Here is a 10,927-nt window from a genome sequence, read left to right on the forward strand (position 1 = left end):
CGCTCCCCAAACGGCCCACTAGCCACCCATCACATTTCTGACCCACTCTTGCTAGAGTGCTGCGCATAACAACAACGCCCGGATGGCACATTACTATGCGCAAAATTCTGATCACCCTGCTGATACTCCTGTTGATCGCTGCGGGCAGCGTGTTTGCCCTGCCCTCCTTGCTTGACCGCAAGATGAACAGCGTCGAATCCCCCGCCCCCTATCCCGCCAGCGAGCCGGCCAACCAGCTGCATCAACAACTGTTTATCGCCGACCTGCATGACGACGTGCTGCTGTGGGAGCGCGACCTGCTCAAGCGCTACGACTTTGGCCACTCCGACCTGCCGCGCATGCTCGAGGGCCGCGTTGGCCTGCAGGTGTTCTCCACCGTGACCAAGACACCGCGCGGTATCAACTATGAGCGTAACAGCGGTGACACTGACAACATCACCCTGCTGGCCATGGCTCAGCGCTGGCCCAAAGCAACCTGGAGCAGCTTGCTGCAACGCGCGCTCTACCAAGCGCACAAGCTCGATGAGGCCAGCGCCAACAGCGACGGCCGCCTGGTACTGATCAAAACCCGCAGCGACCTCGTCAACTTTGTAAGCGCCTGGCAAAAAGACCCGCAGCGTGTCGCTGGTATTCTCGCAACCGAAGGCCTGCAGCCAATTGAAGGCAAGCTGGAAAACGTCGACACACTCTATGACGCCGGCTTTCGTATTACCGGCCTGACCCACTTTTTCGACAATGAAGTAGGCGGCTCGGCACACGGCCTGGAAAAAGGCGGCCTGACCCCGCTGGGACGGCAGGTGATCAAGCGCCTGGAAGAAAAAGCCATGCTCATCGACCTGGCTCATGCTTCGCGTCCGCTGATCGATGATGTACTGGCCATCGCCACCCGCCCGGTGCTGGTTTCCCACACCGGCGTTGAAGGTACGTGCAAAGGCACCCGCAACCTCAGCGACAAACACCTGAAAGCCATCGCTGCCACGGGTGGGGTCATCGGTATCGGTTACTGGGATGCAGCCGTCTGCGCCACGTCGGTCGAGGCTATCGTCAAGGCAATGCGCTACACCGCCGGCTTGATTGGCGTGCAGCATGTGGCCCTCGGCTCGGATTTCAACGGCACCATTCATGCGCCGTTTGACGTCACCGGCCTGCCGCAACTGACCGAAGGCCTGCTCAAGGCGGGTTTCAGCCACGCGGACATTACCGCCATCATGGGCGGCAATGTTCAGCGCGTGCTGCTTGCCAGCCTTCCCGAAAATTGAGTAAAAACCAGCCAATAGTCGCCATCCGGCGCGGCACTTCGCCGCGCCGGCTTCTTGCTTTACACTGGCGGCCGTTCACTCCTTAACCAATTGATGAGATGACCGTGCTCAAAGCACTCAAGAAAATATTCGGCAAAGCCGAGGGCGAGCAGCCCAGCCCAGCAACTCCGTCACCTGTAACGCCCAGCGCACCGCGCGTCCAGCCTGACGCCAACGCTGAAAAATCCAGCCGTAGCGCTTCACCGCGCTCCCCTGAAGCTGCTGAAAAGCCGTTACAGAGCAAGGAAAAACCGGCGAAATCGCGCCGCGAGCGCCCGGCAAAACCCGTCGACACCTGGAAACTGGAAGACTTCACCGTCGCACCGGCTGAGGGCAAAACCCGTTTTCATGACTTCAAGCTCTCTCCCGAGCTGATGCATGCGATTCATGATCTTGGCTTCCCCTACTGCACACCTATCCAGGCGCAGGTGCTGGGTTACACCCTCAGTGGTCGCGACGCCATCGGCCGCGCCCAGACCGGCACGGGCAAAACCGCCGCCTTCCTGATCTCAATCATCACCCAACTGCTGCAAACCCCACCGCCGAAAGAGCGCTATATGGGCGAGCCGCGCGCGCTGATCATCGCGCCGACCCGCGAACTGGTGGTGCAGATCGCCAAGGACGCCGCCGACCTGACCAAATACACCGGCCTCAATGTGATGAGCTTTGTCGGCGGTATGGACTTCGACAAACAGCTCAAGCTGCTTGAATCGCGCTTCTGCGACATTCTGGTGGCCACCCCGGGCCGTTTGCTCGACTTCAACCAGCGCGGCGAAGTGCACCTGGATATGGTCGAGGTAATGGTGCTCGACGAAGCCGACCGTATGCTCGACATGGGCTTTATCCCGCAGGTTCGCCAGATCATCCGCCAGACCCCGATGAAGGGCGAACGCCAGACCCTGCTGTTCTCCGCGACCTTCACCGAAGATGTGATGAACCTGGCCAAGCAGTGGACCACTGATCCGGCGATCGTCGAGATCGAACCGGAAAACGTCGCCAGCGACACCGTTGAACAGCACGTTTATGCCGTGGCTGGCAGCGACAAGTACAAGCTGCTGTACAACCTAATTACCCAGAACGACTGGATTCGCGTAATGGTCTTCGCCAACCGCAAGGATGAAGTGCGGCGTATCGAAGAACGCCTGACCCGCGACGGCATCAGCGCCGTACAGATGTCCGGCGATGTGCCGCAACACAAGCGCATCCGCGCCCTGGAAGGCTTCCGCGAAGGCAAGATCCGCGTGATGGTCGCCACCGACGTGGCCGGTCGCGGCATCCACGTTGACGCGATCAGCCACGTGATCAACTTCACCCTGCCGGAAACCCCGGACGATTACGTGCACCGCATCGGTCGTACCGGCCGCGCCGGCACCAGCGGCACCTCGATTAGCTTTGCTGGCGAAGACGACGCCTACGCCTTGCCTGCCATCGAAGCCCTGCTAGGCCGCAAGATTGCCTGCGAAATGCCGCCAGACGAGCTGCTCAAGCCGGTACCGCGCAAGCACTGATACATGCGCAACTAAAAAAGGCGAAGCCCTGCGGCTTCGCCTTTTTTATACGTGCAGACCGGATCATCAGCTCTCAGGGTGCAAACAACTCCAACTGCTCGTGCCTGCCGCGCAGGTCATGCAACCGCACACCCACGCCGAGCAGGCGCACCGCTTTATTGCCCCGCGCAAAGGCCGTGCTCATCAACCGCGAATAACTCTCCAGATCCCGCCGCGCTCCGCCCTGCTCCAAGGTGGTTTGGCTGAAATCGTGAAACTTGATTTTGACGAAGGGTTTATCCGGCCGGTAACTCGCATCCAACCGCGCCATCCTCGTGGCCAACTGCTCCAGCAACGCCGGCAACTGCTCAAGACAGGCGGCTAAATCTGGCAAATCCTTATCAAAGGTATTTTCCACGCTGACCGACTGACGCCGGCTGTCGTTATGCACAACTCGCTCATCAATCCCGCGCGCCAGGCCCCACAAGCGCTCGCCAAAACTGCCAAATTCCTTGACCAACGCCAGCTTGTTCCACTCGCGCAGGTCGCTGCAGGTACGAATGCCCAAGCGCCCAAGCTTGTCGGCCGTGACTTTGCCCACGCCATGCAGCTTGCTCACCGGTAAGGCGGCGACAAAGTCCTCAATCTGATCTGGGGTAATCACAAACAGGCCGTTAGGTTTCTTCCAGTCGCTGGCGATCTTGGCCAGAAACTTGTTCGGCGCCACACCCGCAGAAACGGTGATATGCAGTTCCTGGGAAACCCGCCTGCGAATATCCTGAGCGATGCGCGTGGCGCTGCCAGCAAAGTGCGGGCTGTCGGTAACATCCAGGTAGGCCTCATCCAGCGACAAGGGCTCGATCAACTCGGTGTAATCGCGAAAAATCGCCTGAATCTCCCGCGACACGGCCTTGTAGGCGTCCATTCGCGGTTTAACGATGACCAAATCCGGACACAACTTGAGCGCTTGCCCAGACGCCATCGCTGATCGCACGCCATAACTGCGTGCTTCGTAGTTGCAGGTTGCAATCACCCCGCGCCGATCTGCCGAGCCGCCGACCGCCAAGGGCTTGCTCGCCAAGTTCGGGTCATCCCGCATCTCGATTGCGGCGTAAAAGCAATCACAGTCCACGTGGATGATCTTGCGGCTGTTCATCGCCAAGCCACCAGCCCTGCTGCTACTGCTCGGCTGAGCTAACAGGCGCTGCCGGTTTCGCCTCGCTCGCCGCATCCTCAGACTTACTCATATAAGACTGGATAATCAGGATGACAATCAGCATAAACGCAGCCAACGGCACCAGCTTGGTCTTCGCCGCCACGGCAGCGCCGCAACCCGGACAGGTCTTGGCATCGGCTGGCACCTGAGCACCACAGGCTTTGCATTCAACGCTCATAACATTTCTCCAATTTATATGGGCACGGACTCTAGCCCAACAGCCCGGTTGCGGGCTATGCCGAAAGCAAAGCTGTCCGCTCAATCAGGCTCTAGCACAGGGTTCTGCAGCGAAAAATCAATCAACGCACGGCTAAGCATCTGAATAAAAACAACTTCTGGCCACCTTTAGGTTGACAAGCAGCATTTAAACGCTAGAATTGGCGCCGCGGGATGGAGCAGTCTGGTAGCTCGTCGGGCTCATAACCCGAAGGTCGTCGGTTCAAATCCGGCTCCCGCAACCAGATACTCAAAAAGGCCACTCAATCGAGTGGCCTTTTTGCATTTTCGCCCAACCGATTTAAGTTATTGATTAAAAACCACTAATCAATTGACAAAGCACCGTTCCTGTATAGAATAGCCGGCGCGGGATGGAGCAGTCTGGTAGCTCGTCGGGCTCATAACCCGAAGGTCGTCGGTTCAAATCCGGCTCCCGCAACCAGATACTCAAAAAAGGCCACTCAATCGAGTGGCCTTTTTTGTTTCTCTCGCACACGCATTCTAAGCATTTGATTAAAAACACTATTTTGTTGACACACAACGATTTCTATATAGAATTGCCGGCGCGGGATGGAGCAGTCTGGTAGCTCGTCGGGCTCATAACCCGAAGGTCGTCGGTTCAAATCCGGCTCCCGCAACCAGATACTCAAAAAGGCCACTCAATCGAGTGGTCTTTTTTTTGTGCGCGATTTAGCTGATCACGCTCAATGAGAGCTGGAAGTTGCCTGCCTACACTGAAGCCGATGATCACTGACAGCCTAGGAGGCAAAACACCATGCCCTGGAAAAATACGGAAGCGCGCTATGGCAGCCTGAATATAGCGCTGCACTGGCTGATGCTGATACTTATTGCCGGCGTCTACGCATGCATCGAGCTCAAAGGGAACTTCCCCAAAGGCAGCGATACCCGTGAATTGCTCAAGCAATGGCACTTTATGCTGGGCCTCGCCGTCTTCGCGCTCGTGTGGCTGCGCTTGCTGGCACGTTTGATTGCACCCACGCCGGTCATCCAACCTACCCTGCCTACCTGGCAAGCCATCCCGGCAAAACTGATGCATCTAGCACTCTACGGCATGATGATCGGCGCCCCACTGGCCGGCTGGTTGATCCTCAGCGCCGCCGGTAAACCCATCCCATTTTTTGGCCTGGAGTTGCCACCCCTGGTCAGCAAAAACCCGGATTTGGCTGGCACGATAAAGGAATGGCATGAACTGGCCGGTAGCGCCGGATACTGGTTGATTGGCCTGCACGCCGCGGCCGGGCTTTTCCACCACTTTGTTGTGCGCGACAACACCCTGACCCGCATCTTGCCAAGTAAGCAGCCCTGACACCGCCAAGCATTCAGTCCCGATACTCAGGTGACGCTCAGTGCTGGTCAATTGCCAGCGTCGCCGCTAGAATTGCGCACTTTTTGATCAGAGGCGCGCCCAGCGCCCAGCATCCATCCGTACACGCCTGAGGTTAACGCCATGTCCACCCCCGCCACGCCGAAAGTCGGCTTTGTATCACTCGGTTGCCCCAAGGCGCTGGTGGACTCTGAGCGCATCCTGACTCAGCTGCGCATGGAAGGTTATGAAGTGGTGTCGACTTATCAGGACGCCGATGTGGTGGTGGTCAACACCTGCGGCTTTATCGACAGTGCTAAAGCCGAATCCCTGGAAGTGATCGGCGAAGCGATCAAAGAAAACGGCAAAGTGATCGTCACCGGCTGCATGGGCGTGGAAGAAGGCAGCATCCGCGACGTGCACCCCAGCGTGCTCTCGGTGACAGGCCCGCAGCAGTACGAGCAGGTGGTCAACGCCGTGCATGAAGTCGTGCCGCCGCGCCAGGACCACAACCCGCTGATCGACCTGGTGCCGCCGCAGGGCATCAAACTCACCCCGCGTCACTATGCCTACCTGAAGATTTCCGAAGGCTGTAACCACAGCTGCAGCTTCTGCATTATCCCGTCGATGCGCGGCAAACTGGTCAGCCGCCCGGTTGGCGAAGTACTCAGCGAAGCTGAGCGCCTGGTCAAAGCCGGCGTCAAAGAGCTGCTGGTGATTTCCCAGGACACCAGCGCCTATGGCGTGGACATGAAATACAAGACCGACTTCTGGAACGGCCAGCCGGTGAAAACCCGCATGACCGAACTGTGCGAAGCACTCTCCAGCCTGGGCGTATGGGTGCGCCTGCACTACGTCTACCCCTACCCACACGTCGACGAGCTGATCCCGCTGATGGCCGCTGGCAAGATCCTGCCGTACCTGGATATCCCCTTCCAGCACGCCAGCCCGAAAGTGCTCAAGCTGATGAAGCGTCCCGCCTTCGAAGACAAGACCCTGGCACGCATCAAAGCCTGGCGCGAGATCTGCCCGGAGTTGACCATCCGCTCGACGTTCATCGTCGGCTTCCCCGGCGAAACTGAAGAAGACTTCCAGTACCTACTCGACTGGTTGACCGAAGCGCAGCTCGATCGCGTCGGTTGCTTCCAGTATTCCCCCGTAGAAGGTGCGCCGGCCAACCTGCTCGACAACCCGGTACCCGATGACATCAAACAGGATCGCTGGGACCGTTTCATGGCCCACCAGCAAGCCATCAGCACCGCCCGCCTGCAACTCAAGGTCGGCAAGGAGATGGATGTGCTGATCGATGAAGTCGACGACCAAGGCGCCGTTGCCCGCTGCTACGCTGATGCTCCAGAAATCGATGGCAGCGTGTTTATCGCCAGCACAGACGTCAATCCAGGCGACAAAGTTCGTGTGCGCATCGTCGATGCCGATGAATACGACATGTGGGCCGAGCTGATCTGACCCAACGGATAGTTGCCCGCCACACAAAAACGCCCCGCATTGCGGGGCGTTTTCGTTCAACTGTCAGCGCAGCAGCTAGACCCGGAAACGGCTCACCATCATCTGCAGCTGATTACCCAGACGCGCCAATTCAACGCTGGCCCGAGCCGTTTCATCACTGGCAGAGGCCGTCTGCTCGGACACATCCCGCACGCTGATAATGCTGCGACTGATCTCTTCAGCCACCGCACTTTGCTGCTCAGCCGCCGCTGCAATCTGCTGATTCATCGACTGAATGTTCGACACTGTACGGGTAATGCTTTCCAGCGAATCACCCGCGCGCCGAGTCAACTCAACACTGCTGTCCGTCAGGGTACGGCTGCTCAACATGATGCTGGCCACCTGCTGCGTGCCATTCTGCAGCCCCGCAACCAAACCCTCGATCTCCTCAGTAGACTTCTGCGTGCGTTGAGCCAAACCACGCACCTCATCCGCGACCACCGCGAAACCTCGACCCGCCTCACCGGCACGCGCAGCCTCAATAGCCGCATTGAGTGCGAGCAGATTCGTCTGCTCCGCCACAGCCTTGATGACATCCATCACACTGCCAATCTTCTGGCTTTCTTGCTGCAGAGCCGTCATGGCGCCAGTGGAGCGCCCCACTTCTTCAGCCAGACGCTCAATTTGGGCAATGGCCTGGGCTACCACTTTGTCGCCTTTACGCGCCTCACTGTCAGCGTCCGTCGCGGCGTGAGACGCCTGCTCGGCATTGCGCGCGACCTCCTGTACGGTGGCAGACATCTCGTGCATGGCGGTGGCCACTTGATCGGTTTCACTCTTCTGGTTATTGGCCCCAGCACTGGTCTGCGCGGTTACGGCAGACAGCTCCTCGGCAGCACTGCTGATCTGGCTCACGCCATCACGAATGCCGCCAATCAACTCACGCAAGGTGCTGGCCATACGCTGCACGCCTTGCTGCAACACACCCAACTCATCCTGACGCACCACGGCCGCACTCGGTGTCAGATCGCCACTGGCAATGCGCTCAACGTCCAACAGCGTCGCACGCAGTGGGCGAATGATCTGCCGTGTAATCAGCCAGGCAGCAAGCAGCCCAAGCAGCAAAGCCAGCGCTGTAGCCGTCACCTGCAGGTAACGCGCCGCCGCACTTTCGACCGCCAGACGGTCGAGCTGGAAGCTGTAAAGCTCGTCGCTGATTTTGACAATCTCAGCGCCCTGCACGGTCATCTCCTGACGCGCGCGCGCAATGGCCTGCGTGGCATCACGCAGCGCCAACACCGCATCCCGGTACTGAGCCAGACTACGCTCAACCTGCAACACAGCGGCTTGCTGTGACCCGACGAATGCACGACTCACATCCGCCAACCCTGCCATGATCGCCTCAACCCCCTGAATCATCGCCGACTCATTTGCGGGGCTGGCATTGTTACGGAACACACTGACCAGGTGTTGCACCTGCAGCAACTCGGTCCGGCTGTCAGTAATCGCCTGATACTGAGCAAAGCGCTGTGGATCAAATTCGGGTAATTGCACGACAACCGCCATGATCTGGCGAACTTGCTCAACGGCCTCAGCCGCCCTCAGGGCCAATACCTCATTAGCTGCATTGGCTTCTTTATAGGCAGCCTTCATGGCATTCAAAGAAACTTGATACTCATCGTTGATCGCACCCTGCTTCTTGAGTAACGCCACATTGACCGGATTCTTGAACGAAGCCTGCAGCGCCTCTTGCTTGGCAATGTAAGTGCTCAAGGTCGACTGTAGGCGTTCAGCAGTGGGCAAATCGCCGTTAGCGATCATGTACTGCAACCGCGCAATACGCAGATTGGTAAGGCTGCTGTTCAGGTAAGTAATGTCGCTCATCCAGTTAGCGCGCTGAATCACACTGCCCAGCCCACTCCAGCCCGTCCAGGCCATCAACACTGTCATCGCCAGCACAACGCCAAAACCTATCAGCAACTTGCGGGTGACGCTGATATTGGCAAACCAGGTATTCATAAAACGGCCTCTCTCCAACGTACGTATCAAAAGCCAAATCAGCAGCTGGAGTTATTGTTGTGGCAGCGCGTCTGGACGGGATTGCCGAGGACTCGGCGAACTGTAGCTAGAAAGGAATCAGCAAGTATCACGCTGAAACCACACGCCAGGCATTACCCGGAGTGCACAGCATGACGACGAGACATACCAGGGCGTCACATTAATAGCGCCAAATTTATAACGCGCAGATTAAATCGAAGACAACACATGCAGACGCCGATGCTGCGGGGTTTTAGCTCGCTCGCCACTCAGGCCCTATCGAGCGGACTTAACACGGCTAGCCCGCCACGATTCAGCACATGGGTATAGATCATCGTCGTCTTCACATCGGAGTGACCTAGCAGCTCTTGAACGGTGCGAATGTCCTGACCGCTTTCCAATAAATGCGTGGCAAAGGAATGCCGCAACGTATGCGGCGTGGCCAGTTTCACAATATCCGTCAGTTTCAATGCAGCCTTGAATGCGCGCTGCACACGCTTTTCATCCAAATGGTGCCGGCGCACCTTGCCACTGCGCGGATCGACCGAAAGGCCTGAGGCAGGAAATACATACTGCCAGCCCCACTCCCACGGACCATTCGGGTACTTACGCTCAAGCGCGTAAGGTAAATACACATCGCCGCGGCCCGCCTTCAATTCGGCGTTATGCTGCGCCCGAACCAGCACCAAATGCTGTTTAAGCGGCTCCACCAAACGGCGTGGGAGTACCGTGACCCGATCTTTCATCCCCTTTCCATCGCGAACTAGAATCTCACCGCGGGGAAAATCAACATCCTTGACTCGCAAGCGCATAACCTCCATCAGGCGCATACCAGAGCCATATAACAGGTGCGTCACTAACCCGACCTCTCCGTCTAACCGCCCCAGCAACTGTTGAACTTCAGCCACACTGAGTACCACCGGCAGACGACTGGGCTTCTTTGCCCTCACCACTTCGCCCAACCAAAGCAAATCCAGCTTTAGCACCTGCTTATAAAGAAACAGCAACGCAGCAAGCGCCTGATTCTGTGTTGAAGCCGAAACACTCTTACGCAACGCCAAATCCGATAGAAAAGCCTCGACCTCAGCCGCCCCCATCTCTTGCGGGTGTCGATAACTGTGAAACCGAATAAAGCGCTTTACCCATTCGCAATAGACGTGTTCTGTACGAATCGAGTAGTGTTTCAGGCGAATCTGTTCGCGAACCTGCTCAAGCAAGCGTGGCTTCCCATCCATGTTGCATAACTCCCTTTTTAGCCAATTTCTGTCGGCCCCCTCAGCCTAGACGCCACCTCTAAGACAGACAAGAATGTTATCCACCACACCCCATAAAACGTTATTACACCAATTGGTGTCTATTTATAGTTATGCATATGAATGAATACACCACCACAATGACAATGTTCGCACCTGAGTTGTTAGTCCTTGCAGCTGGGTTTGCTTTGCTTGGCACTGCATCGCTAATATTTTCAATAAGGCAGCGCTCAGTTTTTGCCTTTTTATCATTCGTATTTCTCATGCTCTGCGCCGTTATAAAGCTCACAAAATTCTCAATAATGGCGTTCATTCCAATGCAATGCCCTAGTGGTCGGTGTAACCCAACCGAATTCAATCAGCAAATCCTAAATTTATCGTCACTGATAGAGCCTTATGTATTTCTAGTAGCAGCCATTTGCACAGCCATCTACATCATCAAAAAACAAAGGCGTAATCCGTGCGTCAATGCATAACAATTGGTTCAAATCGCTCGCTCCGCTCGCTGGGACGGGCTAAAGCCCAATGTCATCAACTTTGGAAATTATCCATAAATATCATATAATTAGCGCTCAAATCAGTGCATGGGAGAAGCCCTTTTGACTACCTATACCGCATCGCTTGACACCGCCAGCCAAACCCTGGCTTGA

Annotated in this window: 8 protein-coding genes and 3 tRNA genes; 7 read left to right on the forward strand and 4 right to left on the reverse strand. The window is 57.0% G+C overall.

The window, feature by feature from the left end:
* The first annotated feature begins 95 nt into the window (after window positions 1-95).
* A complete protein-coding gene (locus HBN63_RS17830) occupies window positions 96-1,259 on the forward strand; it encodes a dipeptidase (RefSeq protein WP_170050334.1) in 1,164 nt (387 codons plus the stop codon).
* A gap of 104 nt (window positions 1,260-1,363) precedes the next feature.
* A complete protein-coding gene (rhlB, locus tag HBN63_RS17835; protein ID WP_345940496.1) occupies window positions 1,364-2,806 on the forward strand; it encodes an ATP-dependent RNA helicase RhlB in 1,443 nt (480 codons plus the stop codon).
* Between the two features lie 73 nt (window positions 2,807-2,879).
* Here rhlB and dinB read toward each other — a convergent pair whose 3' ends face one another.
* Together dinB and HBN63_RS17845 are read right to left on the reverse strand one after the other, a co-directional pair.
* On the reverse strand, window positions 2,880-3,941 hold the full coding sequence (gene dinB / locus HBN63_RS17840; protein ID WP_170050336.1) for a DNA polymerase IV: 1,062 nt from the start codon (window positions 3,939-3,941) through the stop codon (window positions 2,880-2,882).
* 22 nt (window positions 3,942-3,963) lie between these two features.
* A complete protein-coding gene (locus HBN63_RS17845; protein WP_090252468.1) occupies window positions 3,964-4,179 on the reverse strand; it encodes a zinc ribbon domain-containing protein in 216 nt (71 codons plus the stop codon).
* Between the two features lie 206 nt (window positions 4,180-4,385).
* Between HBN63_RS17845 and HBN63_RS17850 the strand changes: the two genes are divergently transcribed.
* The 5 genes from HBN63_RS17850 to rimO all read left to right on the forward strand — a co-directional run bounded on the left by HBN63_RS17850 (window position 4,386) and on the right by rimO (window position 7,008).
* Window positions 4,386-4,462: transfer RNA gene (locus HBN63_RS17850), tRNA-Met, on the forward strand.
* 120 nt (window positions 4,463-4,582) lie between these two features.
* Window positions 4,583-4,659 (forward strand) — tRNA-Met (locus tag HBN63_RS17855).
* 122 nt (window positions 4,660-4,781) lie between these two features.
* Window positions 4,782-4,858: transfer RNA gene (locus tag HBN63_RS17860), tRNA-Met, on the forward strand.
* 134 nt (window positions 4,859-4,992) lie between these two features.
* A complete protein-coding gene (locus tag HBN63_RS17865) occupies window positions 4,993-5,544 on the forward strand; it encodes a cytochrome b (RefSeq protein ID WP_170050337.1) in 552 nt (183 codons plus the stop codon).
* Window positions 5,545-5,685: 141 nt separating this feature from the next.
* Window positions 5,686-7,008, forward strand: coding sequence for a 30S ribosomal protein S12 methylthiotransferase RimO (gene rimO / locus HBN63_RS17870; protein WP_170050338.1), 1,323 nt, complete (start codon window positions 5,686-5,688; stop codon window positions 7,006-7,008).
* A 75-nt stretch (window positions 7,009-7,083) separates the two neighbouring features.
* On the opposite strand, the gene HBN63_RS17875 is transcribed toward rimO, so the two are convergent.
* Both HBN63_RS17875 and HBN63_RS17880 read right to left on the reverse strand, forming a co-directional pair.
* The gene (locus HBN63_RS17875) at window positions 7,084-9,006 is read right to left on the reverse strand and encodes a methyl-accepting chemotaxis protein (RefSeq protein ID WP_170050339.1); all 1,923 of its coding nucleotides are present in this window, start codon (window positions 9,004-9,006) and stop codon (window positions 7,084-7,086) included.
* 287 nt (window positions 9,007-9,293) lie between these two features.
* Window positions 9,294-10,259 carry an integron integrase gene (locus HBN63_RS17880; protein WP_170050340.1) on the reverse strand — a complete coding sequence of 322 codons (966 nt, stop codon included), beginning with the start codon at window positions 10,257-10,259 and terminating at the stop codon, window positions 9,294-9,296.
* Window positions 10,260-10,927 lie beyond the last annotated feature (668 nt).

The organism is Pseudomonas sp. WS 5011 (assembly GCF_012985775.1).
Lineage (GTDB): Bacteria > Pseudomonadota > Gammaproteobacteria > Pseudomonadales > Pseudomonadaceae > Aquipseudomonas > Aquipseudomonas peli.

What these genes read in the sequence shown, in the direction of transcription:
- HBN63_RS17830 (WP_170050334.1), top strand. Translation starts at nt 96, where the DNA reads ATGCGCAAAATTCTGATCACCCTGCTGATACTCCTGTTGATCGCTGCG.
- HBN63_RS17845 (WP_090252468.1), bottom strand. Translation starts at nt 4,179, where the DNA reads ATGAGCGTTGAATGCAAAGCCTGTGGTGCTCAGGTGCCAGCCGATGCC.
- HBN63_RS17875 (WP_170050339.1), bottom strand. Translation starts at nt 9,006, where the DNA reads ATGAATACCTGGTTTGCCAATATCAGCGTCACCCGCAAGTTGCTGATA.
- HBN63_RS17865 (WP_170050337.1), top strand. Translation starts at nt 4,993, where the DNA reads ATGCCCTGGAAAAATACGGAAGCGCGCTATGGCAGCCTGAATATAGCG.
- HBN63_RS17880 (WP_170050340.1), bottom strand. Translation starts at nt 10,259, where the DNA reads ATGGATGGGAAGCCACGCTTGCTTGAGCAGGTTCGCGAACAGATTCGC.
- rimO (WP_170050338.1), top strand. Translation starts at nt 5,686, where the DNA reads ATGTCCACCCCCGCCACGCCGAAAGTCGGCTTTGTATCACTCGGTTGC.
- dinB (WP_170050336.1), bottom strand. Translation starts at nt 3,941, where the DNA reads ATGAACAGCCGCAAGATCATCCACGTGGACTGTGATTGCTTTTACGCC.